The organism is Nocardioides sp. S-1144, from assembly GCF_005954645.2.
Taxonomy (GTDB): Bacteria; Actinomycetota; Actinomycetes; order Propionibacteriales; family Nocardioidaceae; genus Nocardioides; species Nocardioides dongxiaopingii.
Genome location: NZ_CP040695.2, coordinates 2,950,109 through 2,974,029 on the forward strand (window position 1 = coordinate 2,950,109; position 23,921 = coordinate 2,974,029).

The following is a 23,921-nucleotide window of genomic DNA, read 5'->3' on the forward strand; positions in this document are numbered from 1 at the left end:
GCTCGACCACCGGAGAGACTCGGCTCGCTGACGCTCACCGGCTCGACCACCGGGGCCCACCGCTGGTCGAGCCGCGGGGACGAAGTCACCGCGAGTCGAGACCACCCGACGACGGGGCTCGGGTCGCCTCGAGCACCGGGAGGCCGGCGTGCTGGGCCAGCCAGAGGGCGATCTCCTCACCGGCCAGGACTCCGGTGGCGGTGGTGACTGCCCCGTCCCAGTCGTGGCTCTCGAGGTAGGCGCCCCTCGGGACCAGCGCGTGCCGGGCGAGACGGAGCATCCCCTCGTCGAGGATCGAGTCGCCGGCCGCGGCGACCAGCTCGTCGTCCCCGTCGGCGCCGAGCTCGAGCAGCCGGGTCAGCCCGGCCTCCTTGGTCAGGACGTCGGGCATCGCGTAGACCTTGGTCTGCTCGTGGGTCAGCCGCCAGCCGTCCTCGCCCGCCACGGCCTCCAGCTCCTCGACCCAGGCGTCGGGCACCGGGTCGCCGGTGAGCAGGAAGTAGCCGAAATGACCGTCGGCGTCGCGCAGGCCTCGCACGTGCGGCGCCTCGGCGAGGTGCCGCACCCGGTCGGCGAACTCCGCCATCGGGCGTCGCTGGGCCACCAGCGCCGTGGTCGCCCGGGCGTGCTCGGGGTCGGGGACGCCGTCGACGAGCAGCGCGCCGCCGTTGAGGCAGAGCACCCGGCGGTAGCGCGGCAGCCGCAGCCGCAGCACCTGGTCGGGGGTGCGGGTCGTGCAGAGCACCAGCTCGCGGCCCCCCTCCCCCGCGGTCATCGCGTCGAGGGCGCCGAGGGCGCGCCGGGTCACGAAGGCCCAGTCGCGCTCCTGGAGCACCTCGAGGCAGACCAGGTCCGCCGCCGGCACGTCGCCGAGGCGTTTGTGGGACCAGAGCAGGGTGCGGTCGATGTCGGAGGCGAGCATCAGGTCCTCTCAGGACTCGGACTGGGCGAAGCGCGGGTGGATGAGGCCCATGCAGGAGAAGGCCAGGTCCTCGACGACCTCGACGGGGACGCCGCGCTGCTCGGCGAGCAGCTCGACGTGGCCGAGCTCGTCGCGCCGGTCGGGTCGCACGAGGACCCGCCACGGCACTCGACGCAGCAGCACCCGGGTGGTCTCGCCGACACCGGGCTTGACCAGGTTCACGTCGCCGATGCCGTAGGCGGCGCTGACCTCCTCCACGGCCCGCCAGCCCGACCAGGACGGCGTCCGGTCGGTGCCGAGCAGGCGGGTGGCCTCGGCGCGGGCCTCGTCGGCGACGTCGTCGAAGTGCGCCTCGACCTCGTCGACGTAGCGGCGCGAGACGTCACCGGGGGCCAGGTCGGCGTAGAACTTGGCGCCGTGGAAGTCGTCGGGGCCGATCAGCCGGTCGTTGAGCACGGTGCGCGACACGAGTCCCGAGACGGTCGAGTTCAGGCACGCCGAGGGGATGAGGAAGTCGTCGCGGGTGCCGTAGACGTCGGTGCTGTTGGCCGGGTCGGCGAGCACGGCCAGCGACGGGTCGAACCGCTGGCCGGTGCGCTGCGCGAGGTCGGCGCACGCGGCGGTGAGCTCGCGCGAGATGGCGCCCTTGCCGGTCCAGCCGTCGACGAAGACGACGTCGCCGGGGGCGTGCCGCTCGGCGAGGTGGCGCAGCGCGACCTGGTCGAGGCCGCGGCCGCGCACGATCGACATCGTGTAGTGCGGCAGGTCGAGCCCGAGCCGGCGCGCGTAGCGGCGCAGCAGGATCCCGATCGGGGTGCCGGCGCGGGCGAGGGAGACCAGCGCGGCGTCGCTGCCGCGCAGGTCGACGACCAGGTGCACCAGGACCCCCGCGGCCAGCGCGACCCGGCGGGCCTGCTCGGCGAGCGCCTTCTCGAACAGCCCGGTGTACTCCGGGCTGGGCTGGTACTCGACCGGCAGCGACTCGGCGTAGTGCGCGGTGCCGGCCTGGATGGCGGCCTCGCGCTCCTCGACCGGTGCCTCGAGCTCGGCGTGGCTGAGGTCCTTGAGCAGCCAGGTGACGTCGTCGGCTGCGTAGGAGCCGAAGGCGGGCCCGTGCAGCGGGGTCGGCGTCACGGGCCCACCCGCACGACGACGAGGCGGTCGCACAGCGCACGCAGCGCGGAGCGCAGCCCGGCCGCCCCACCCTCCTCGGGCGGGGGCGTGGCGTCGTCGACGACGAGCACGATCGCGTCGAAGCGACCGGGCTCGAGGTTGTAGGCGAAGCGCGGCTTGCCGTCGTCGGCGCCGTCGTGGGCCGCGAAGGTGATCCCGTGGCGGATCGCGTAGGTCTCCTCGTCGCGGACGACGACCGGCGAGCGGGTCGTGGAGGAGAACGTCACCGCGGTCGCGGGGCGGGTCGCCTCGAGGTGCTCGGCGACGCGGTGCGGGAGGTACATCAGCTCCTCGGTGCCGAGCACGTGCACCGTGCTCGCGCCGGCGACGAGCCGACCGACCTCCTCGCCGAGCCCGGCGACGGCGGCCTCGAAGCCCTCGGCGTCGCCCGGGCCGAGCCCGTGCCGCCCGCCCGTCGGGACGCCGTCGGGCCACCCGTAGCCGGCGGTGACCTCCGCGGCGCGCTCGGGGCCGGGGTGCGGGAGCGGCTCGGTGGCCGCGACGGCGGCGACCACGAGCTCGTCGGGCTCGTGGAGGGTGCGGACCTCGCCCGCCAGCAGCGAGACGAACGCGATCGACGTGCCGAGCTCGGCGGCGACCTCGTCGGCCAGCGCCCGGGCGGCGTCGGGGCGCAGGTCGACCAGCGCCGCCACGACGTAGGCCGGACGCGCCGAGATCGCGTGCAGCTCGCGCACGGTGTTGAGGATCGTGCGGCCCGTGGTGAGCTCGTCGTCGACGAGCACCAGCGGGCCGGCGCCCTGGAGGAGGGCCAGGTCGCGCGGCTGGAGGCGGTGCGTGGTCGCGTGGCTGTGCTCCTCCTCGAAGCTCAGCGCCGACCAGCCCGGACGCCGCGTCGAGTGCAGCGCGGTGCTGCCCAGGGCGTCGGCGACCAGGTGCCCGAGGCCGGTCGCGGTCTCGGCGTAGCCGAGCACGAGGTCGGGGCGGACGCCGTCGAGGGCCTGCTCGACCAGGGCCCCGAGCTCGGCGCCGTGCCGGCGGGCGAGCGACGGGGCGACCGGGACGTGCTTGGCCAGCACGTTCGACACGACCAGGTGGGCGCGCTTGGGGTTGCGGCGCACGGCCAGGCCGACGAGCTCCTCGACCGAGCCGCTGCCCGGGGCGTCGTCCGCTCCCCCGGCCGGGCGGCTGACCAGCTCGACGCCGGCGTGCTCGCAGACCCAGGCGCCGGTCCAGGTGGTCGTGCCGGAGCCGGCGACGGTGCTCACGCGCGGTCCTCGTCGGTGGCCGCGGCGAGCAGGTCCACGAAGGTCGCCTCCGGCGCGGCCACGCCGAAGACGTCGGCGCGCAGCATCAGCTGACGGGCCCAGGCCAGGTGCGGGTTGGCCTCGTTCATCTTGTTGCGGTACGACGACCGCGCGACGCCGCCGCCGCCCTCCTTGGCCGACAGCACACCGAGGGCGTCGTCGTGCTCCTCGTGGGTCACGACGGCGAGCGCGTGCACGACCGGGACGTGGCTGGGGTGGATGACGGTCTTGCCGATCAGCCCGTTGGCGCGGTCGAGCAGCACCTCGCGGATCAGCCCGTCGAGGTTGTGGGCCAGCAGCCGGGCCCGCAGGTCGCGGTCGTCCTTGCGCGCGAACGGCGACTCACGCAGCTGTGGCTTGAAGATGCGGTCGGGCGCGGTGAAGTACTCCCACACCGGCCCGGTGACGGCGTGCCCGCCGGGACGGCCGAGCACGTTGACGACGTCGGTGACCGCGCTCGCGATCAGCCGGACGTCGTAGATCGTCAGGTCGCGCGGACGGCGCAGTGCGAACACCGAGGCCATGTCGGTGGCCCCGATCCGGACCGCGAGCACCCGGTCGGCGTGGGCGGCGAGGAGGTCGCGGATGCCGAGCAGCTCGTCGATGCGCGACTCGTGGTACATCACCTCGGGCGTCTCGATGACCGGCATCATCATCAGCCGGCGCCCCAGGGTGCGCTCGCAGTCGGTGACGGCGTCGAGGTACTCATGGCCCCCGGCGGCGGAGAACTTCGGCAGCACGAAGCCGTCGATGACGGCGGCGGCCTCGCCCATCAGCCCCAGCAGCCGGGCCGGCTGGTCGGAGGAGCGGACCCGCACGAAGATCAGCGGGAGGTCGGCGCGGCCCTCGGGCGTGTACAGCGTGGCGAGCTGCTGGGCGAGGTGGTTGACGGCGTACTCGACGGCGCCGTCGGGGATCGCGTCCTCGAGGCAGAGCACGCAGCTGGTGGCGCCGCGCGCGGCCATCCGCAGGACGTCGGCGGCCAGCTCGTCGCGCGTCGCGGGGATGTAGAGCGTGGCCCCCAGGCCGTGGGCGAGCAGGTCGAGCGAGTCGTCGCGGTGCAGCTCGACGGGCTCCTTGTGGAACAGCTGCGCGCGGTCGGTCGCGTCGAGGAAGTGGAACTGGCGCATCGCGGTCCCGCTCTCATCCGGTGGTGCGTGGGGGGACGAGAGGCGGGCCGTCGTCCGAGGTCCGGGAAAGGATAGGTCGGCGGGGTTTCGCGCTCACCATCGCCGAGTAACCTCCGCAGCAACCGCCGGCGAACAGCCGGCGACGTCCGTCCGCGCACTTCCAAGGAGAGAACATGCCCGTTTCGCTGTCCAAGGGTGGCAACGTCAGCCTGACCAAGATGGCCCCGTCGCTGCAGTCGGTCCGGGTCGGCCTCGGCTGGGACGCCCGGACGACCGACGGGGCCGACTTCGACCTCGACGCCACCGCCCTGGTCTGCGGCGAGGGCGACAAGGTGCTCAGCGACCAGCACTTCATCTTCTACAACAACCTCGCCTCCCCCGAGGGCACCGTGCGCCACCAGGGCGACATCCGCGACGGCGCCGCCACCGGGGACGACGAGACCATCGAGGTCGACCTCTCCCAGCTGACCCCGCAGACCGACAAGGTCGTCTTCAACGTCACCATCCACGACGCCGACACCCGCGGCCAGAGCTTCGGCCAGGTCAAGAACGCCTACATCCGCGTCATCGACACCTCCAACGACGCCGAGCTCGCCCGCTACGACCTCTCCGAGGACGCCTCCACCGAGACCGCCATGGTCTTCGGCGAGCTCTACCGCAGCGGCGAGGAGTGGAAGTTCCGCGCCATCGGCCAGGGGTACGCCTCCGGCCTGCAGGGCATCATCAGCAACTACGGCGTGACGCTGTAGGACCGGGGGCCGGGGTTTCCCCGGTCGACCGGGGAAATCTGAACTTGGGGGCCGGGATCCCGGCCCCCAAGTTCAGGTTCGGGCCGCCCAGTCCGGGCTCGGGCGCCCTCAGCCGGTACTGCCGCCAGCCAGCCACCATCACCGCGAGCCACCACCAGCGACCGCCAGCCACCAGTCGAGGACGACGTCCGCTACAGCCCGCGGAACCGCTCGACCTGCTGCTTGACGGCGTCCTCGATCCTGCCGGCCTCGCCGAGCAGCGCCCAGTAGTCGGGATGCACGCCCTCCAGGGACGAGCGCAGGCCGTCGAGGCGCCGGGCGAGGACGTCGAGGTCGCGGGCGACCGCGTCGCCGCCGGCCTTGGGCTGGTGGGTCACGAGCAGCTGGGCGTCGCGCAGCCGGAACCGCACCCGCCTCAACAGCGCCTCGGGGTCGGCCTTGACCTCGCGCAGCGCCGTCAGGCGGGTCATCGGCGCGTCGACCAGGCCGCCCGCGGTGTCGAGCGCGACGCGCACCTCGTCGAGCAGCCGCAGCGGCAGCGCCCAGTCGGCGCCGGCGTCGACGAGCCGGTCGAAGTCGTGGAGCTTGGTGCGCGCCTCGGTCAGCGCGGCGTCGACCCGGTCGGCGGCGTCGTCGAGGTCGCGCCAGTTGCCGAGGCTGAACTCGCGCCGCAGGATCGCGAGGGTCTCGGGGATCCGGTCGCGCCGTGACTCGACGGCCTGCACCCGCGTGCTCAGCGACGAGCGGCGGGTGCGGGCCTTGGCGACACGCTGCGGGTACTCCTCGGCGAGCTTCTCGGTCTCGCGCGCCAGCACCTCGAGCTCGGCCGCGGCCTGCTCCAGCACGGGGAACCCAGACGCCGGCTGCCAGTCGTTGGCGGTGACGGCGGCCGCGCGGGTGCGCGCCAGCAGCCCGTTGAGCTCCGGCACCTCGAGCCCGCCCTCGCGCAGCCGCGTGGCCGCCGCCGCGACCCGGCCGGCGAGCGCGGCCGCGCCCTCGCGGAGCGCGCGCCCCCGCTGGACCTGCTGCCCGATCCGGGTCAGCTCGGCGTCGTAGTCGCTCACCACCTGGTCCATCGCGTCGGCGTGCTTGGCGATCCTCGGCCCGGTGGCGGCGTAGGCGCGGTGGGCCGCGCCGAGCTTGGCGACGTCGGACGTCGCGTCGAAGGGGTGCTGGTCGAGGACGTCGAGGTACTCCAGGATCAGCTTCTCCGCCTCGGCGTCGAGCACCCGGAACCGCGGCACCAGGCCGGACGCCGCCGCCCGCTGCGGCAGGTAGGCCTGGAAGCTCTCCACCATGCCGCGCAGCGTGCGCTGCGAGCTGTCGAGGTGCTGGAAGTCGAGCATCAGCTGGTCGAGCGCCTGCTGCGTCGCCTCGAGCTGCGACGGCGGACGACGGGACACGGTCGTATCGTACGAGCACCGTGCGCACCCTCCACCGCCCCTCCGCCCGCGTCGCGCTCGCGGCGTCCCTGGGCTCGCTCCTCCTCGGCTGCTCGGTGCCCGGCCTCCCGGTCACCGACGACGCCGACCGCGCCCCGCGACCGGCCCCGGCGGGTGGTCCCGCGCCGTCCCCGACGCCCGGGGCCGACCGGACGCGCGAGCTGCTCGGGCTGGTCCGGGTGGTCGCGCGACGCCCGGACGTGCCGGGCTACGACCGCGAGTGCGGCGCCGACGGCGGCTGCGTCTTCGGCACCGAGTGGAGCGACGACACCGACGCCCCCGACGGGCACAACGGCTGCGACACCCGCAACGACGTCCTGGGGGCGAGCCTGCGCGACGTCCGCTACTCGGAGCGCAGCCCCGACTGCGACGTCGTCGCGGGCACCCTCGACGACCCCTACACCGGCGCGCGGATCGACTACGCGACCGAGGGCTCGCAGATCCACGTCGACCACCTCTTCCCGCTGGCGGCGGCCTGGGACCTCGGCGCCGCCGGGTGGACGCCGGCGCAGCGGGCGCGGTTCGCCAACGACACCGCGCTCGAGCTCGTCGCCGTCGACGGCACTGCCAACCTGCAGAAGGGCGACAGCACGCCGGCGAGCTGGCTGCCGCCGGCGAAGGCCTACCGGTGCACCTACGTCACCTCCTACCTCGAGGTCGCCCACGCCTACGACCTCGCGATCACCGACGCCGACGTCCGCGTCATCGAGCCGGTGCTGCGAAAAAGCTGCTGACCCGCCCCGGGGTCCCGGGACGGGTCAGCAGGTGCTCTTCTGGTGAGCAGGGCTCCTAGACGTGGACGACGTGGTCCTCGCCGCGGTGCTTCTTGTTGTAGTTGATGCTCGACCAGAGGGCCAGCAGGATGAACGCGACGCCGACCAGCCCGGTGACCACCTCGGGGATGTGCGGGCCGATGCTGACGAAGAGCAGCAGCGCCAGTGCGCCGATCGCCCAGTGCGCCCCGTGCTCGAGGAACACGTACTCGCTCAGGGTGCCCTGGTGCACGAGGTAGATCGTGATCGAGCGGACGTAGAAGGCTCCCACGCCGAGCCCGAGGGCGATGATGATCGGGTCGGAGGTGATCGCGAAGGCCCCGATGACGCCGTCGAAGCTGAAGCTGGCGTCAAGCAGCTCGAGGTAGAGGAAGAGCGAGAACGCCGCCTTGCCCGTCGCCTTGACGACCTCGCCGGTCGAGGCCCGACGCTCCCCCTCGTCGTCGAGCTCGTCCTCGAGGCCGCCGTCGAAGAAGTCGCCGAGACCGTTGACCGCGAGGTAGAGGATGATGCCGAAGACCCCGGCCAGCAGCATGTCGGCGGACTCCTCGGAGAAGATCCGGGAGAACACGAACAGCCACACCAGCGCCACCAGCACCGAGACCCCGGGGAAGGCTGCCGCCTTCGACAGCGCCCGCTCCACCGGCCCGAGCCAGTGGTGCTCCTTGTCCTCGTCGAAGACGAAGTCGAGGAAGATCATCAGCAGGAACATCCCGCCGAACGCCGCGATCAGCGGGTGGGCGTCGTTGAGGATGTAGCCGTAGGTGCCCGGGGTGTCGGGGTTGCCCTTCTCGAGCGCCAGGTCCCACGCCTCGATCGGCGAGAGCCCCGCCGTCACGAAGACCACGACGAGCGGGAACAGCAACCGCATGCCGAAGACGGCGATGAGGATGCCGACGGTGAGGAAGATCTTGACCCAGAACTCCGACATGCGGTTCAGGACCTTCGCGTTCACCACCGCGTTGTCGAAGGAGAGCGAGACCTCCAGGACGATCAGGATCGCGGTGACGGTGACGCCGGTGACGCCGTCGTACAGGAAGGCGATCGCCAGACCGATGATGGTGAACAGGAAGGACCAGCGAAGGGTCTTGAACAGCACGGGATCAGCTCACGTTCGAGTCAGGGGATGACCGAGGAGGTCGGTCGGGGGCGCAGCGGGTCGAGCCGGTGGTGCGAGGGGTCGAGCGTCAGAGGTTGACGCCGTAGTCGCGGACGATGCCCGCGAGGCCGGAGGCGTAGCCCTGGCCGATGGCGCGGAACTTCCACTCCCCGCCGTTGCGGTACAGCTCGCCGAAGACCATGGCGGTCTCGCTGGAGGCGTCCTCGGAGAGGTCGTAGCGGGCGAGCTCGGTGCCGTTGTCGCTGTTGACGACGCGGATGAAGGCGCCGGTGACCTGGCCGAAGTTCTGGCCGCGGGCGTCGGCCTGGTCGATCGAGACCGCGAAGACGATCTTGTCGACGTCGGGGCCCATGCCGGCCAGGTCGACCTCGACGACCTCGTCGTCGCCCTCGCCCTCACCGGTGCGGTTGTCGCCCTGGTGCACGACCTTGCCGTCGGGCGACTGCAGGTTGTTGTAGAAGACGAAGTGCTGGTCGGTGACGACCTTGCCGGCCTCGTTGCACGAGAGCGCGGAGGCGTCGAGGTCGAAGTCCTGGCCCGTGGTGGTGCGGACGTCCCACCCGAGTCCGACGAGGACCTTGTTGAGGCCGGAGGGGCCGGCCTCCTTGGTCAGGGAGACGTTTCCACCCTTGGACAAGCTGACAACCATGACACGCTCCTTCGATGGTGTGTGTGAGTGCTGCGGCACAGACTACAAACGACCGGTGACGACGCCCGATCCGGCCCGGGACGGCCCGGGCCCCGGTCGGCGGTCACCGAGGGCTCACTTGGTGCCGCGGCCCCACGTCAGGCCCCAGCCGTAGGCCTGGTCGACCTCGGCGTGACCGGGCACGTAGCGGACCTCGCGGCGCACGACGAGCTCGCCGCCGACGTTCTCCAGCATGGCGATCGCGCACATCCCGGCGCCGGCGCCGGCCTCGTCGAGACGCACCTCGACCTGGGGGCCCGACGGCGGGAACAGGGTGACGACGCCGTCGGCGGCCGCCCAGTTCGCGACCCCCTCGTAGATGAAGGCGTAGACCAGGATCCGGCGGATCGCCGCGACCTGGCCGAGGTCGACGAAGAGGTTCTCGCCGGCGGCGTTCGTGCCCGAGCGGTCGTCGCCGTCGAGCCAGGCGACCGGGTTCGCCGTGTCGTGCTGGCCGCGCAGCGCGTTTCCCAGGGCCTGGACGGCGCCCTTGGCGCCGTCGGTCCGCTCGTAGAGGCAGCCGAGGTCCAGGTCGATCGCCGGGGCGGGCGTGGCCGCGAGGCGCTTGAGGAACCCGCCGGACTTCGTCGCCGACGGCGGCCGCGCGTTCCAGTTGAGGTTCACCCGCAGCACCCCGCCGGCCGCTCCGGCCTTCGCCAGCGACACCGACGGCGCCGCCTTCGTCAGGGTCACCTTGTCGAGGGACACCGGGCCCCGGTCGTTGCTGTCGGTCATCGGTGGTCCTCGCTGTGGTCGCCGGGTGGTCCGGGCCGTCGCCGGGTCGTCGCCGGCCTCCGGTGCGCGTAGCCTCCCACGGCCCCGCCGCCCGTGCCACGATGACGAGGTGACCACCCTCCCCAGGTCCCCCGTGCCGGCCGGCTTCACCGGCACCCGACTGGCGGCGTGCAACCTGTGCGAGGCGATCTGCGGGCTGCGGCTGACGATCGAGGAAGGCGCCGTCACCGGCGTCCGCGGCAACGCCGACGACCCGCTCTCGCGCGGCCACGTGTGCCCGAAGGGCATCGCCCTCGCCGACGTCCACGCCGACCCCGACCGGCTCCGTCGTCCGGTGCGGCGGGTGGGCGACACGTGGGAGGAGCTGTCCTGGGACGACGCCCTCGACCTGGTCGCCGACCGGCTGGCCGCGACGATCACCGAGCACGGCGGCGACGCGGTCGGGGTCTACCTCGGCAACCCGAACGCCCACTCGCTCGGCTTCGGCACCCACGGGCCGGCGTTCGTGCGCGCGCTGCGGACCCACAACCGGTTCAGCGCCTCGACCGTCGACCAGGTCCCGCACCAGCTCGTGGCCTGGCTCCTGTACGGCCACCAGCTGCTGCTGCCGATCCCTGACCTCGACCGCACCTCCTCCTTCCTGGTCGTGGGGGCGAACCCGATGGCGTCGAACGGCTCGCTGATGACGGTGCCCGACTTCCCCGCCCGGGTGCGCGAGCTGCACGCCCGCGGTGGCCGGATGGTCGTGCTCGACCCGCGGCGCACGGAGACCGCGAGGGTCGCCGACGAGCACCACTTCGTCCGCCCCGGCACCGACGCCGCGGTGCTGCTGGCGATGCTGCACGTGCTCCTCGACGACGGGCTGGCCCGCCCGCCAGCCTACGTCGACGGCGTGGACGCGCTCGCCGCCCTCGTGGCGCCATTCACCCCCGAGCGCGCCGAGGCGGTCTCGGGGGTGCCGGCCGACGTGGTCCGCGGCCTGGCGCACGACCTCGCGGCCCCGGCCGGCGGCGGTGCCGGCGTCGTCCACGGCCGGATGGGCGTCTCGACCCAGGGCTTCGGCACGATCTGCCAGTGGGCCATCGCCTGCCTCAACCTGCTGTCGGGCCACTTCGACCAGCCGGGCGGCGCGATGTTCACCGAGCCCGCCGTCGACACCGTCGGACGACGGATCGCCGGTCCCGGCCGGCACGACCGGTGGCGCAGCCGGGTGCGCGACCTCCCGGAGTTCGCCGGCGAGCTGCCCGCCGCGGTGATGGCCGAGGAGATCCGGACCCCCGGCGAGGGTCGGATCCGGGCGATGGTCACCGTCGCCGGCAACCCGGTGCTCTCGACCCCCGACGGCCGCGGCCTGGCCCGGGCGCTCGACGGGCTCGACTTCATGGTCGCCGTCGACCTCTACCTCAACGAGACGACCCGGCACGCCGACGTGGTGCTGCCGCCGACGAGCGCGCTCGAGCGCGACCAGTACGACCTGGTCTTCCACGGCTTCGCGGTCCGCAACACCGCCCGGTGGACGCCGGCCGTCTTCGACGTCGACGACGACCAGCGCCACGACTGGCAGATCTTCGGCGGGCTCGCCGCCCGCCTCGCCGACCGCCTCGGCGCCCCGCTGGCCGACGACGTCGCCGCCCAGCTGGCGACCCCGCCCGCCGACCTGGTCGAGGTGCTGCTCGACACCGGCGGCCGCGCCACGGCCGCCGAGGTCGCGGCGCACCCCGAGGGCCTCGACCTCGGCCCGCTGCGCCCGACGATGCCCGGGCGCCTGCAGACCGAGGACCGGCGCATCGACGTCGTCCCCCCGCTCGTGGTCGCCGACCTCGACCGGGTGCGGGCCTGGCTGGAGGAGCCGCCGGCGCCGGCGTCCGACGAGCTGCTGCTCATCGGACGCCGCCACCAGCGCGACTGCAACTCGTGGCTGCACAACACGACCCGGCTCACCCGCGGCCGGCCGCGGCACCACCTGCTGATGCACCCCGACGACCTCGCCGCCCGGGGCCTCACCGACGGCGGCACCGTCGAGGTGACCTCCCGGGTCGGCTCGGTCGAGGTGGAGGTGACCGCGTCCGACGACGTGATGCCGGGCGTCGTCTCGCTCCCCCACGGCTACGGCCACCAGGTCGCGGGCACCCGCCTGGCGCACGCCTCGACGGTGCCCGGGGTCTCGATCAACGACCTCACCGACCCCGGGCTCCTCGACGTCTCGGGCAACGCCGCGCTCAACGGCGTCCCGGTGCGCGTCAGACGGGCTGGCGCTCCGGCCCCGGCGCCGGCCTGACCTCGCCGGTCTCCCAGTCCAGCGGGGCCGCCGGGGGCGGGACGACGGGGCGCGGGCGGACCGGCCACCACGCCCGCTCCCCCAGCAGCACCAGCGCGGCCGGCAGCATCACCAGCCGGACCAGGGTGGCGTCGAGGAGGATCGCCGCGGACAGGCCGACGCCCATCATCTTCATCTCCAGCATCGACAGGGTCGCGAAGATCGCGAACACCGAGACCATCACCGCGGCCGCGCTGGTCACGACGCCGGCGGTGTCGGCGATGCCGCGCTGGACGGCGACGCGGGTCGGCAGCCCGGCGCTCACGTGCTCGCGGATCCGGCTCACCACGAAGACGTGGTAGTCCATCGAGAGCCCGACGAGCACGACCAGGACGAACAGCGGCAGCCAGTCGATGACGAAGCCCGGGTTCGTGAAGTCGAGCAGGCCCGAGCCCCACCCGTGCTGGAAGACCAGGACGAGGAACCCGAAGGCGACGCCGACCGAGGCCAGGTTGAGCACCGTCGAGAGGGCGGCGACCACCACGCTGCGGAAGGTCACCAGCATCATCAGGAAGGTCAGCAGCAGCACGAACCCGACCACCAGCGGCAGCCGTCCGCCGAAGCGGTCGGCGGTGTCGAGGCTGACCGCGGCGTCCCCGCCGACGACGACCTCGGCGTCGGTCCCGTCGAACGCCGCCGGCACGAGGTCGGCCCGCAGCGCCCGCACGGCGTCGTCGACCCGCTCGTCGGACTCCTCGTAGGGCAGCCCGAGGTGCAGCACCGTCGTGCCGCGGGCCGTTGACGGCGCCTCACCGGTCGCGGTGAAGTCGCCGGTGGCAACGGCGTCCCGCTCGAGGGAGGTCAGGGCCCGGGCGACCGCGTCGTCGTCGTCCGAGCCGACGACGACGTCGACCACCGTGCCCTCCGACGGGAAGGCGGCGGCGACCTCGCGCATCGTCTGCACCTCCGGCACCGAGGCGGGCAGGGTGTCGAGGTTGCCGGCGTGCACCCGCAGCCCGAGCGCCGGGAGGGCCAGCGCGGCGACGACGAGGCCGGACAGCAGCAGCGCCACGCCGGGACGCCGGACGACGGGGGCGAGGATCCGCGTGCTCAGCCCGCCCCGGCCGATGCGCGCGTTGAGGCGCCACAGCAGCGGGACGCGGGGCCGGTCGACCCAGCGGCCGAGCTTGGCCAGCAGCGCCGGCAGCACGGTGACCGAGCCGAGGACGGCGACGCCGACGACGATGATGGACCCGACCGCGAGGCTGTTGAAGGTCGCGTCCCCCATCAGGAACAGCCCGGTCATCGAGGCGATGACGGCCCCGCCGGAGACCAGGATCGAGTGCCCGGAGGTCTGGGCGGCGATGTCGACGGCCTCCAGGGTGCTGTGGCCGGCGAGCCGCTCCTCCCGCTCGCGCTTGAGGTAGAACAGCGAGTAGTCGACGCCGACGGCCATGCCGATGAGCACGACCATGCTGGTCACCGTGCTCTCGGCCGGCACCAGGTGCGAGATCGGGGCCAGGATGCCGATCGTGGCGGCCACGCTGGTCACCGCGAGGAGCACCGGCAGCCCGGCGGCGACCAGCGCCCCGAAGGCCACCAGCATCAGCACCAGGGTGATCGGGAGGCTGATCCCCTCGGCGGCGGCCAGGTCGTCGCCGACCCGCTCGTCGATCGCGGCGTCCAGGGTGGCGTCGCCGGTGGCGCGCACCTCGACGTCGGGGTGCGCGTCCTGGACGCCGGCCACGGCGTCCAGGACCCGGTCGGCGAGGGCGCCGCGCCCGGACCCGTCGTCGTCACGGGCCAGCTGGACCGGCACCAGCAGGGCCGACCGGTCCGGGCTCCACTGGGGCCCGGCCACGGCGGCCACGCCCTCGAGGGGCGTGAGGGCGGTGACGACCGCCGCGGCCGCGGCGTCGGCCGCCGCCGGGTCGAGGACGCCGTCCGCGGTGACGAGCACGTTCTCGGTGTCGGGCCCGTCGAGCCCGGCGGCCGCGACGAGCTCGGCGGCGCGGCCCGAGTCGCCGTGCCGGTAGTCGGCGTCCTCGGTCTCGGCGGTCGGCACCAGCGCCGCCAGCGCGACGGCCACGACGACGAGGAGGAACCAGGCGCCGATGGCGCGCCAGGGGTGGGTGGCGCTCCAGCGGGCCGCACGGCGCGGAAGGGTGGTCAGGGGGTTGGTCACGACGTCTCCTGGGAGGTTCTGGACTGGGGGCTCCAGCCTCGTGAGCGCGGACGTCGTCGTCAGGAGTCCAGGCACCCGGGCCGAGGTGGTGCCAGCACCCCTGCGCGCGGTCGGGTCGACCGCGAGGATGGAGCCATGTCCGAGCCGAGTCGCCTGCGCCTGACCGGGTACGCCGTCGCGCACCTCCTGCTGGGGGTCGTCGCGCTCGCGCTGGTGGTCCTCACCGTCGTCGGCGGGGTGCTGATGGTGGTCTGGGTCGGCGGGCTGCTGCTGGTGGTGGCCGTGCCCGCCACCCGGCTGGTCGCCGACGCGCACCGGCGGATGGCCGCCGACGTCCTCGGCCTCGACGTGCCGCGGCCCTACCGGCCGGTGCCCCGCCAGCCGCTGGCCGCCCTGGTCGCGGTCGCCCGCGACCCGATGAGCTGGCGCGACCTGGGCTGGCTGGTCTGGGCCTGCACCTTCGGCTGGGTGGTCGCGCTGCTCTGCGTGCTCGAGCTGCTGGCGGTGGTCACCTGGCCGTTGTGGTGGGTCGCGATCCGGCCGACGATGCAGCTGCGGTCGCACGTCGACCTGTGGTTCCTCGCGTCGAGCCGCACCGAGAAGCTCGAGCGGCGGGTGCAGGTGCTCACCGAGACCCGGGCCGAGGCCGTCGACCACGCCGCCGCCGAGCTGCGCCGCCTCGAGCGCGACCTCCACGACGGCCCGCAGGCCCGGCTGGTCGCGCTGTCGATGAGCCTCGGGCTCGCCGAGCAGGCCCTGGCCGACCCCACCGGCGACCTCGCCAGGGCCCGCCGGCTGGTCACCGACGCCCGGGCGACGACGTCCACGGTGATCGGCGAGCTGCGCGCGGTCGTGCGCGGCATCCACCCGCCGGTGCTGGCCGACCGCGGGCTGGCCGGCGCCGTGGAGGCCCTGGCCCTCGACATGGCGCTGCCGGTCCACGTGGAGGTCGACCTGCCCGGCCGGCCCCCGGCGCCGGTGGAGTCGGCGCTCTACCTCGGCGTCGCGGAGTGCCTGGCCAACGTCGGCAAGCACGCCGCTGCCACCGAGGTCACCATCGCGCTGCGCCACGTCGGCGACCACGCCGCGGGCCGGGTGCGCGTCGTCGTCACCGACGACGGCGTGGGCGGCGCCGACCCGGGCGCCGGGACCGGCATGCTGGGCATCGGACGCCGCCTGGCGTCGTTCGACGGCACGATGGCGGTGACCAGCCCGCCGGGTGGGCCGACCGAGATCGTCCTGGAGGTGCCGTGCGACTCGTCCTGGCCGAGGACCACGCCCTCCTCCGCGCCGGGATGACCCAGCTGCTCGAGGGCAACGGCTTCACCGTCCTGCACGCGGTCGCCGACGGCGACGCGCTGGCCGAGGTGCTGCGCGACCCCGACGCCGACGCGGCCGTCGTCGACGTCCGCCTCCCGCCCACGCAGACCGACGAGGGCCTGCGCGCGGCGATCGCCGTGCGCGCCCAGCGGCCCGGGTTCCCGGTGATGGTGATCTCGCAGTACGTCGAGCAGCTCTACGCGCGCGAGCTGCTCGCCAGCGGCGAGGGCGGGGTGGGCTACCTGCTGAAGGACCGGGTGTCCGACGTCGCCGAGTTCGTCGACGGCGTCCTGCGGGTCGCGGCGGGCGGCACCGTGCTCGACCCAGAGGTGGTCGCCGCGATCATGGCGCGCCGGCGCGAGCGGCCGCTGGACCGGCTCACCCCGCGCGAGCGCGAGGTGCTGGCGCTGATGGCCGAGGGCCGGTCGAACGCCGCGATCGGCGCCCACCTGGTCGTCACCGAGAAGGCGGTGGCCAAGCACATCAACGGCATCTTCTCCAAGCTCGACCTGCCCCTGGCCGACGACGACCACCGCCGGGTGCGGGCGGTGCTGGCCTGGCTGGACGCCTGAGACCTCCTGCGGTCGCCCCACCGCCGGGGTGAGGAATCCTCCCGGGCCTCCGGCGATCTGCGAGGGTCGGGGGATGACCTCCCCCACGCCCCCGCCTGTCGCGCCGTCCCCCGCGCCCCGCCAGCGCGCCGAGGTCGTCGGCGACGGCATCGCCTGGCTGGCCCGCTGGAGCGGGCGGTGGATCCTGATCGCGATCGCCGCGGTGCTGCTCGGCCTGGTCGTCGGGCGCTTCTGGAGCATCGTGCTGCCCGTCGCCCTGGCGCTGATCCTCACGACCGTGCTGGAGAAGCCGGCCCGGTTCCTCGAGCGCCGGCTGCACCTGCCCGCGGCGCTGGCCGCGGCCGCGGTCCTGCTGGGCTCGCTGGCTGCCCTCGTCGGCCTCGGTTTCGCGATCGCGCCGGCGGTGAGCGGGCAGCTCGGCGACATCGTCGACAAGGCCTCGGCCGGCCTGCAGGACGTGCAGGACTGGGTGCAGGCCAAGGACTTCGTCTCGCGCGACCAGATCGACGCCGGCATCCAGGCGATGCAGGACAAGCTGGGCAGCAGCAGCGGGGCGATCGCCTCCGGCGTCCTGACCGGCGTCGGCGCGGCCACCTCGGCCACCGTCACCGTCGTCATCACGCTGATCCTGACGTTCCTCTTCCTCAAGGACGGACGCCGGTTCGCACCCTGGGTCGAGCGGCTGGCCGGCGACCGCGTGGGCGGCCACCTCACCGAGGTGATGCGGCGCTCGTGGACGACGCTCGGCGGCTACATCCGCACCCAGGCCATCGTCAGCGCCATCGACGCGGTGCTGATCGGTGCCGCGCTGCTGGTCGTGGGCGTGCCACTGGCGATCCCGCTGGCGATCCTGACCTTCGTCGGCGGCTTCGTGCCGATCGTCGGCGCCTTCGTCGTCGGCGCCCTCGCGGTGCTGGTCGCCCTGGTCTCGAACGGGCCGACCGCCGCGCTCATCATCCTCGCGGTCATCGTGGCCGTGCAGCAGCTCGAGGGCAACGTGCTCTCGCCGTGGCTGCAGTCGAGGAGCATGCAGCTGCACGCGGCCGTCGTGCTGCTGTCGGTGACGCTGGGCTCGACGCTGTTCGGCATCACCGGGGCGTTCCTCGCGGTGCCGGTCGTCGCGGTCGCGGCCGTGGTGCTGCGCTACCTCGACGAGGTCGTGTCGGTGCGGAGCGGGACGCCGGTGGCGTCGGCGCCGCCCGAGGACGAGGACCCGCCCGTCGAGGAGCCCGTCGAGGAGCCGGCCGAGGAGCCGGCCGGGGAGCCGGCCGACCGGCGGGACGGGAAGCCGCTCAGCCCACCGTGACCGGGTGCCGGACGACGGCGTCGAAGAAGTAGCCGTTGTCGTTGAACGGCGTCTCCAGGGGCTGGGTGCCGCCGGGGCGGGGTTTCCCCGGTCGACCGGGGAAACCTGAACCTGGGGGCCGGGATCCCGGCCCCCAGGTTCAGGTTCAGGCCCCCCAGACGCGCCGGGCCGGCGGACGCCGGGCGCTCAGCCCCCGAGCACGGCGAGGGCAGCGGCTCGGGCCGAGGCGGGGTCGACGGCGGCGAGGGCGGCCTCGGCGGCCTCCAGGCAGGTGTCGTGGGTGATGCTGGCCAGGCGGGCTCCCACCGGCTTCGCCGCGGCTGCGGCCATCGAGAGCGACGTGATGCCCATGCCGACCAGCACGCAGGCGAGCAGCGGGTCGGCCGCGGCCTCGCCGCAGACGCCGACCGGCTTGTCGGCCTGACGACCGGCCTCGGCGGTGATCGCGACCAGCTGGAGGACGGCGGGCTGCCACGGGTCGGTGAGGTGGGCGAGGTCGGTCGCCATCCGGTCCGCGGCCATCGTGTACTGGGTCAGGTCGTTGGTGCCGATCGAGAGGAAGTCGACCTCCTCCAGCATCTGGTGGGCCATCAGCGCGGCCGAGGGGACCTCGACCATGACGCCCGACTTCAGCCCACGCCCGCGGACGGCGGCCGAGAACTCCCGCGCCTCGGCGACGGTGGCCACCATCGGCGCCATCACCCACGTCTCGGTGCCGGTCGACTCAGCCGCCGCGGCGATGGCGTCGAGCTGGCGCTCGAGCAGCGAGGGGTTGCTGAACGACAGCCGCAGCCCGCGGACGCCGAGCGCCGGGTTCTCCTCCCCCGGCATCGTCGCGAACGCGACGGGCTTGTCGGAGCCCGCGTCGAGGGTGCGCACGACGACGTAGCGGTCGTCGTGGAAGGCCTGGAGCACCTCGGCGTAGATCTCGGCCTGCTCGTCGACCGTCGGCTCCTCGGTGCGGTTGAGGAAGCACAGCTCGGTGCGGAAGAGGCCGACGCCCTCGACGGGGCCGGTGGCCGAGGAGCGCGCGGACTGACCGTCCGCGACGTTCGCCAGGATCTTGACGCGGAAGCCGTCCGACGTGGCGCCGGGGCCGGTCCACTGGGCCAGCGCCTCGCGGTCCTCGGCGTCGGCGGCCACGAGCGCGCCGGCCACCTCGGGGTCGACGTCGACCGTGACGCCGCCGCTGGTGCCGTCGACGAGCAGCATCGTGCCGGGCTCGACGGTGAGGACGTCGGCGGTGCCGACGACGCACGGGATGCCGAGCTGGCGCGCGATGATCGCGGTGTGGCTGGTGGGACCGCCCCGCTCGGTGACCAGGGCCAGCACCACGGCCGGGTCGAGGCCGGCGGTGTCGGCGGGCGCGAGGTCCTCGGCGAGCAGGATCGAGGGCGCCTCGGGGGTGGGGACGCCGGGCTCGGCCTCCCCGACCAGGCGCGCGACGAGGCGGCGCTCGATGTCGCGCAGGTCGGTGACCCGCTCGGCCATCAGCCCGCCCATCTGCGTGAAGACGCCGGCGAACTGCTCCACGGCGTGCTCGACGGCCTCGAGCAGGGGGCTGCCGGCGCGCAGGTTCTTGCGGACCGCGCCGCGCAGGCCACGGTCGGTGGCGAGGCCGGCGCTCGCGGTGAGCACCTCCGCCGCGGCACCGCTGGCGCGCTCGGCCTTGGCCGAGAAGCCCCCGGAGACCGCGGTCGCGGCGGCGTCGTAGGCGGCCAGGGCCGCCTCGGCGTCGGCGAACCCGCCGTCGCCGAAGGCCGCGACGGCCTCGGCGGAGACCTCGCCGCGGGCGAGGACGGCGGGCCCGTAGGCCACCCCGGGGACGACCGGGGTGCCGGTGAAGGCGGGCTGGAGGGAGCTGGCGGAGGGGCTGGCGTCGGTGACCACGATCACAAGTTACTCACCCCCACCCCTTGACAGTCAACACATTCGGGCATAAAACAACACAAGTACAGATTGTGAGGGCCGCCACCAGGCCCTGCCGGATCCACCGAGGGACCGGGCACCGGGTGAGGAGGGTCCACGTGTACGCCGAGGAACGACAGCAGGCGATGTCCCGGCTGATCACCGAGCGCCGACGCGTCTCGGTGACCGCGTTGGCCGAACAGTACGACGTCACCACCGAGACCGTGCGCCGCGATCTCTCGCAGCTCGAGCGGCTCGGCCTCGTGCGCCGCGTCCACGGCGGCGCCGTCCCGGCCGACGCCCTCGCCACGACCGAGGCCGCGCTGGGCGACCGCGACCGCCTCAACACCGACCTCAAGGACCTGATCGCGAAGGCCGCCCTGGCGCTGCTGCCCGCCGACGGCTCCACGATCATCCTCGACGCCGGCAGCACGACGTCCCGCCTGGCCGGGGCGCTCCCCCAGGACCGCCGCCTGGTGGTCTTCACCCACGCGGTCCCGGTCGCCTCACGGCTGGCCACCCTCCCCCTGGTCGAGCTGCACCTGCTCCCCGGCCGGGTGCGCACCGCCACGCACGCCGCCGTCGGCCCCGACACCGTCGCCGCCCTCGGCATGCTGCGCGCCGACATCGCCTTCCTCGGCAGCAACGCCCTCAGCGTCGGGCACGGACTGTCGACCCCCGACGCCGACGAGGCCGCGACCAAGCGCGCCGTCGTGGCCGCCGCCCAGCAGGTGGTCGCCCTGGTCGACTCGACCAAGATCGGCCACGACTCCGCCATCCGTTTCGCGGCGCTCTCCGAGGTGGACATCGTGGTCACCGACGCCGCCATCGAGCCGTCCGACCGTCGGGCGATCGAGAGAGCAGGAACTGAGGTTCTCGTAGCGTGAGCATCCCCCCGCCGACCGGCCTGATCGTCACCCTCACCCCCAACCCCAGCATCGACCGCACGATCGTGCTCGAGGGCCCGCTGCAGCGCGGCGCCGTCCAGCGCACCGAGGCGGCGTTCTCCCAGGCCGGCGGGAAGGGCGTCAACATCTCGCGGGCCTGCCTGGCCGCCGACGTCGCGACGACGGCCGTGCTGCCGGCCTCCCCCGACGACCCGTTCGCCCTCGAGCTCGCCGCGGCCGCGATCCCGAGCCGCCTGGTCGCCCCCGACGGGCCCGTCCGGGTCAACCTCACCATCAGCGAGCCCGACGGCACCACCACCAAGCTCAACAGCCCGGGAGCCACCGCCACCCCCGCGACCCTCGAGGCCCTCGCCGCCACGCTGCACGAGCTGGCCGCCTCCGCGGAGTGGGTCGTGCTCGCCGGCTCGCTGCCGCCCGGCGCGCCCACCGGCTGGTACGCCGACCTGGTCGCCGACCTGCGCAGCGTGACCCGCGTCGCGGTCGACACCTCCGAGGAGCCGCTCACCGCGCTCGTCGCACGGCTCTCGCCCACGACCGCGCCGCACCTGATGAAGCCGAACGGCGAGGAGCTGGCCTCCTTCACCGGCGGCGACGCCGACCTGCTGGAGTCCGACCCGGCCGCCGCCGCGACCGCGGCCCGCACCCTGGTCGACGCCGGCGTCACCGACGTCCTGGCCACCCTCGGTGGTCACGGCGCCGTCCTGGTCACCGCCGACGGCGCCTGGCACGCCACGCCCCCGCCGACGGAGGTCGTCAGCACCGTCGGTGCCGGCGACTCCAGCCTGTTCGGCTACCTGCTCGGCGGGCTCCGCGGCCAGGGCCCCGCCGACCGCCTGGCCCTCGCCGTCGCCTACGGCAGCGCCGCCGCCGCACTTCCCGGCACCACCATCCCTCAGCCAGAGCAGGTGCGACCCGACCTGGTCGTCGTCCGCGACCTGGCGATCAGAACTGGAGCGTGACCGCATGACCGAGCTCATCACCGCTGACCTGGTCCGGCTCGACGCCGACCTCGGCAGCGACAAGCACGACGTGATCCGGGCGCTGGCCCAGGTCGTCCAGGACGCCGGCCGCGCGACCGACGTCGACCGCCTCGTGGAGGACGCGCTCGCCCGCGAGGCCACCTCCCCGACCGGGCTCAAGGGCGGCATCGCGATCCCGCACTGCCGCACCGAGGGCGTCGAGGAGCCCACGCTGGTCTTCACCCGGCTCGCCCCGCCGGTCGACTTCGGCGCCAAGGACGGCCCGGCCGACATCGCCTTCCTCATCGCCGCCCCGGCCGGCGGCGGTTCCACCCACCTGCAGATCCTCACCAAGCTCGCCCGGGCGCTGGTCCGCCAGGAGTTCACCGACGGGCTGCGGTCCGCGGCCTCCGCCGACGAGGTCGTCGCGCTGGTGCTGGACGCCGTGGCCGACAAGCCCAAGCCGGCCGCCGCACCGGTGAGCGTCGAGAAGACCCCGGCCGGCACCACCACGACGACGGGCGCCACCACCGGCGCCACCACGGCCGACAGCACCGGCGCCGCCACGGCCACCGCCGCGGCCACCCGCCGCCTGGTCGCCGTCACCGCCTGTCCGACCGGCATCGCGCACACCTACATGGCCGCCGAGGCCCTCGAGGCCGCCGCGGCCCGCGCCGGCGTCGAGATCGAGGTCGAGACCCAGGGCTCGGCCGGCTCCACCCCGCTCGACCCCGCGACCATCGCCGCCGCGGACGCCGTGATCTTCGCCGTCGACGTCGGGGTGCGCGACCGGGGCCGGTTCGCCGGCAAGCCGCTGGTCTCCTCCGGCGTCAAGCGCCCCATCGACGACGGCGACGGCATCATCGCCGAGGCCCTGCGCAACGCCGAGGACCCGAACGCCCCGCGCGTCGAGGGCAGCGGCGGCGGCGACGAGGGCGCGGCGGCCTCCGGCGCCGGCGGCCACGAGTCGTGGGGTGGCCGCACCCGCCGGGTCCTGATGACCGGCGTGTCCTACATGATCCCGTTCGTCGCGGCCGGTGGTCTGCTGATCGCGCTGTCGTTCCTGCTCGGCGGCTACGAGATCGTCGGCCCCTACGGCGACATCGCGGTCAACTACACGCTCTTCGACCTGCCGGACCCGGCCGCCCTCGGTCTCGACCACGCGCTGCTCGACTCGGGGCTGATGGCCTACATCGGTGCGCTGTTCTTCATCATCGGCAAGACCGCGTTCATGTTCTTCATCCCGGCGCTGGCCGGCTACATCGCCTACGCGATCGCCGACCGCCCCGGCATCGCCCCCGGCTTCATCGTCGGCGGCCTGGCCGCCAACATCTTCAACGTGGCCGACCCCAACGGTGTCGGCCTGCCGGCCACCGGCTTCCTCGGCGCGATCGTCGGCGGCGTCCTGGCCGGCCTCGTCGCGCACTGGATCGCGGGCTGGAGCGTGCCGAAGTGGGCCCGCGGCCTGATGCCGGTGCTCGTCATCCCGCTGCTGACCTCGATCATCGCCGGCCTGCTCATGATCGTCGTCTTCGGTCGACCGATCGGCTGGCTGATGGACCAGCTCACCGACGGGCTGTCCGACATGAGCGGCAGCTACGCCGTCCTGCTCGGGGCGATCCTCGGCCTGATGATGGCCTTCGACATGGGCGGCCCGCTCAACAAGGTCGCCTACTCCTTCGCCGCGGCCGGCGTCGGCGGTGCCTCGCTGGCCGCCGACGCCCCCGAGCTGAAGATCATGGCCGCGGTGATGCTCGCCGGCATGGTCCCGCCGATCGCGCTGGCGCTGGCCACGGTCGTCCGGCCCAGGCTCTTCAACGCCGCCGAGCGCGAGAACGGCAAGGCCGGCTGGCTGCTCGGCGCGTCGTTCATCACCGAGGGCGCGATCCCGTTCGCGGCCGCCGACCCGCTGCGCGTGATCCCGGCGATGATGCTCGGGTCGGCCGTCACCGGCGGGCTGTCGGAGCTCATGGAGGTCAGCGTCCGCGCCCCGCACGGAGGTATCTTCGTGCTGTTCGCCGTCGACGGCGTGCTGGGGTTCCTGATCGCCCTCGCTGCCGGCGTCCTCGTCGGTGCGGCCGCCGTGATCGCCCTCAAGTCCACCGCCAAGGCCCCCGCGCCCGTGGCGTGACCCCCTGACCCAGCAGCTCCCTCACCCACCACCACCAGGAGAACCCATGCCCACCAGGACCGTCACCGTCGGCTCGGCCGTCGGCCTCCACGCCCGTCCCGCCGCGATCATCAGCGAGGCGGCCGGCGAGCTCGACTCCGACGTGCTCATCGGCGTCCCCGGCGAGGAGCCCGTCGACGCCGGCTCGTCGCTGCTGATCATGACCCTCGGCGCCGGCAACGGCGACACCATCGAGGTCTCCGGCGACAACCAGGCCGACGTCGACGCCATCGCGGCGCTGGTCGAGAAGGACCTCGACGCCGAGTGACCCACCGCCAGGACCACCCGGCCGCGGCGACGCCGCACCGGGCGGTCCTGGCCCCGGCGTTCCCCGCCGCT

20 protein-coding genes are annotated in these 23,921 nt (G+C 74.0%); 10 read left to right on the top strand and 10 right to left on the bottom strand.

The genetic code is table 11. From position 1 onward, the window contains the following. Nucleotides 1-85: 85 nt before the first annotated feature. From FE634_RS13780 to FE634_RS13790, 4 genes are read right to left on the bottom strand one after another with little or no spacing between them, the layout of a single operon-like run. Nucleotides 86-922 carry a hypothetical protein gene (locus FE634_RS13780; protein ID WP_138876205.1) on the bottom strand — a complete coding sequence of 279 codons (837 nt, stop codon included), beginning with the start codon at nt 920-922 and terminating at the stop codon, nt 86-88. A 9-nt stretch (nt 923-931) separates the two neighbouring features. Then, the gene (locus tag FE634_RS21350) at nt 932-2,056 is read right to left on the bottom strand and encodes a cysteine protease StiP family protein (protein WP_222847581.1); all 1,125 of its coding nucleotides are present in this window, start codon (nt 2,054-2,056) and stop codon (nt 932-934) included. Then, nucleotides 2,053-3,321: a phosphoribosyltransferase family protein gene (locus FE634_RS21355; protein ID WP_222847582.1), complete on the bottom strand. Its 1,269-nt coding sequence runs from the start codon at nt 3,319-3,321 to the stop codon at nt 2,053-2,055. The genes FE634_RS21350 and FE634_RS21355 overlap by 4 nt, the downstream gene beginning before the upstream one ends. After that, the gene (locus tag FE634_RS13790; protein WP_148240690.1) at nt 3,318-4,490 is read right to left on the bottom strand and encodes an HpcH/HpaI aldolase/citrate lyase family protein; all 1,173 of its coding nucleotides are present in this window, start codon (nt 4,488-4,490) and stop codon (nt 3,318-3,320) included. The genes FE634_RS21355 and FE634_RS13790 overlap by 4 nt, the downstream gene beginning before the upstream one ends. A gap of 173 nt (nt 4,491-4,663) precedes the next feature. On the opposite strand from FE634_RS13790, the gene FE634_RS13795 reads away from it, so the two are divergent. Continuing rightward, the gene (locus FE634_RS13795; RefSeq protein WP_137292825.1) at nt 4,664-5,239 is read left to right on the top strand and encodes a TerD family protein; all 576 of its coding nucleotides are present in this window, start codon (nt 4,664-4,666) and stop codon (nt 5,237-5,239) included. A gap of 191 nt (nt 5,240-5,430) precedes the next feature. On the opposite strand, the gene FE634_RS13800 is transcribed toward FE634_RS13795, so the two are convergent. Further along, a complete protein-coding gene (locus FE634_RS13800) occupies nt 5,431-6,642 on the bottom strand; it encodes a hypothetical protein (protein WP_148240691.1) in 1,212 nt (403 codons plus the stop codon). A gap of 20 nt (nt 6,643-6,662) precedes the next feature. On the opposite strand from FE634_RS13800, the gene FE634_RS13805 reads away from it, so the two are divergent. Then, nucleotides 6,663-7,415 (top strand): HNH endonuclease family protein, encoded by a 753-nt coding sequence (locus tag FE634_RS13805; protein WP_138876208.1) that lies wholly within the window; start codon nt 6,663-6,665, stop codon nt 7,413-7,415. Between the two features lie 55 nt (nt 7,416-7,470). On the opposite strand, the gene FE634_RS13810 is transcribed toward FE634_RS13805, so the two are convergent. From FE634_RS13810 to FE634_RS13820, 3 genes are all read right to left on the bottom strand, one after another. Then, nucleotides 7,471-8,553, bottom strand: a complete 1,083-nt coding sequence (locus FE634_RS13810; RefSeq protein ID WP_138876209.1) for a DUF475 domain-containing protein — start codon at nt 8,551-8,553, stop codon at nt 7,471-7,473. An 88-nt stretch (nt 8,554-8,641) separates the two neighbouring features. Next, on the bottom strand, nt 8,642-9,211 hold the full coding sequence (locus FE634_RS13815) for a TerD family protein (protein WP_281283789.1): 570 nt from the start codon (nt 9,209-9,211) through the stop codon (nt 8,642-8,644). Between the two features lie 126 nt (nt 9,212-9,337). Then, nucleotides 9,338-9,997 carry a TerD family protein gene (locus FE634_RS13820; protein WP_137292830.1) on the bottom strand — a complete coding sequence of 220 codons (660 nt, stop codon included), beginning with the start codon at nt 9,995-9,997 and terminating at the stop codon, nt 9,338-9,340. Between the two features lie 109 nt (nt 9,998-10,106). On the opposite strand from FE634_RS13820, the gene FE634_RS13825 reads away from it, so the two are divergent. After that, nucleotides 10,107-12,275, top strand: coding sequence for a molybdopterin-dependent oxidoreductase (locus tag FE634_RS13825; RefSeq protein ID WP_262347426.1), 2,169 nt, complete (start codon nt 10,107-10,109; stop codon nt 12,273-12,275). On the opposite strand, the gene FE634_RS13830 is transcribed toward FE634_RS13825, so the two are convergent. Next, the gene (locus tag FE634_RS13830) at nt 12,238-14,439 is read right to left on the bottom strand and encodes an MMPL family transporter (RefSeq protein ID WP_262347427.1); all 2,202 of its coding nucleotides are present in this window, start codon (nt 14,437-14,439) and stop codon (nt 12,238-12,240) included. The genes FE634_RS13825 and FE634_RS13830 overlap by 38 nt on opposite strands. A 135-nt stretch (nt 14,440-14,574) precedes the next feature. Between FE634_RS13830 and FE634_RS13835 the strand changes: the two genes are divergently transcribed. The 3 genes from FE634_RS13835 (at nt 14,575) to FE634_RS13845 (ending at nt 17,637) form a co-directional block, all read left to right on the top strand. Then, nucleotides 14,575-15,738, top strand: coding sequence for a sensor histidine kinase (locus FE634_RS13835; protein WP_137292831.1), 1,164 nt, complete (start codon nt 14,575-14,577; stop codon nt 15,736-15,738). Further along, complete coding sequence (locus FE634_RS13840; RefSeq protein WP_137292832.1) at nt 15,690-16,331, top strand: response regulator transcription factor; 642 nt, start codon at nt 15,690-15,692, stop codon at nt 16,329-16,331. Before FE634_RS13835 ends, FE634_RS13840 begins: the two co-directional genes overlap by 49 nt. Before the next feature lie 73 nt (nt 16,332-16,404). Continuing rightward, nucleotides 16,405-17,637, top strand: a complete 1,233-nt coding sequence (locus FE634_RS13845) for an AI-2E family transporter (RefSeq protein ID WP_137292833.1) — start codon at nt 16,405-16,407, stop codon at nt 17,635-17,637. Nucleotides 17,638-17,823: 186 nt separating this feature from the next. On the opposite strand, the gene ptsP is transcribed toward FE634_RS13845, so the two are convergent. Beyond that, nucleotides 17,824-19,527: a phosphoenolpyruvate--protein phosphotransferase gene (gene ptsP / locus FE634_RS13850; protein ID WP_187366706.1), complete on the bottom strand. Its 1,704-nt coding sequence runs from the start codon at nt 19,525-19,527 to the stop codon at nt 17,824-17,826. A gap of 137 nt (nt 19,528-19,664) precedes the next feature. On the opposite strand from ptsP, the gene FE634_RS13855 reads away from it, so the two are divergent. From FE634_RS13855 to FE634_RS13870, 4 genes are read left to right on the top strand one after another with little or no spacing between them, the layout of a single operon-like run. Continuing rightward, nucleotides 19,665-20,432, top strand: a complete 768-nt coding sequence (locus FE634_RS13855) for a DeoR/GlpR family DNA-binding transcription regulator (protein WP_137292835.1) — start codon at nt 19,665-19,667, stop codon at nt 20,430-20,432. Nucleotides 20,433-20,452: 20 nt separating this feature from the next. Beyond that, nucleotides 20,453-21,412, top strand: a complete 960-nt coding sequence (locus tag FE634_RS13860; protein ID WP_137292870.1) for a 1-phosphofructokinase family hexose kinase — start codon at nt 20,453-20,455, stop codon at nt 21,410-21,412. Nucleotides 21,413-21,416: 4 nt separating this feature from the next. After that, the gene (locus FE634_RS13865; RefSeq protein WP_138876213.1) at nt 21,417-23,543 is read left to right on the top strand and encodes a PTS fructose transporter subunit IIABC; all 2,127 of its coding nucleotides are present in this window, start codon (nt 21,417-21,419) and stop codon (nt 23,541-23,543) included. 46 nt (nt 23,544-23,589) lie between these two features. Then, entirely contained in the window at nt 23,590-23,850 is a 261-nt protein-coding gene (locus FE634_RS13870) for an HPr family phosphocarrier protein (RefSeq protein ID WP_138876214.1), read from the top strand. Nucleotides 23,851-23,921: the final 71 nt, after the last annotated feature.

Coding starts and splice junctions, on each gene's coding strand:
- FE634_RS13780 (WP_138876205.1), bottom strand. CDS start 922: ATGCTCGCCTCCGACATCGACCGCACCCTGCTCTGGTCCCACAAACGC.
- FE634_RS13790 (WP_148240690.1), bottom strand. CDS start 4,490: ATGCGCCAGTTCCACTTCCTCGACGCGACCGACCGCGCGCAGCTGTTC.
- FE634_RS13795 (WP_137292825.1), top strand. CDS start 4,664: ATGCCCGTTTCGCTGTCCAAGGGTGGCAACGTCAGCCTGACCAAGATG.
- FE634_RS13820 (WP_137292830.1), bottom strand. CDS start 9,997: ATGACCGACAGCAACGACCGGGGCCCGGTGTCCCTCGACAAGGTGACC.
- FE634_RS13835 (WP_137292831.1), top strand. CDS start 14,575: ATGTCCGAGCCGAGTCGCCTGCGCCTGACCGGGTACGCCGTCGCGCAC.
- FE634_RS13845 (WP_137292833.1), top strand. CDS start 16,405: ATGACCTCCCCCACGCCCCCGCCTGTCGCGCCGTCCCCCGCGCCCCGC.
- FE634_RS13865 (WP_138876213.1), top strand. CDS start 21,417: ATGACCGAGCTCATCACCGCTGACCTGGTCCGGCTCGACGCCGACCTC.
- FE634_RS13870 (WP_138876214.1), top strand. CDS start 23,590: ATGCCCACCAGGACCGTCACCGTCGGCTCGGCCGTCGGCCTCCACGCC.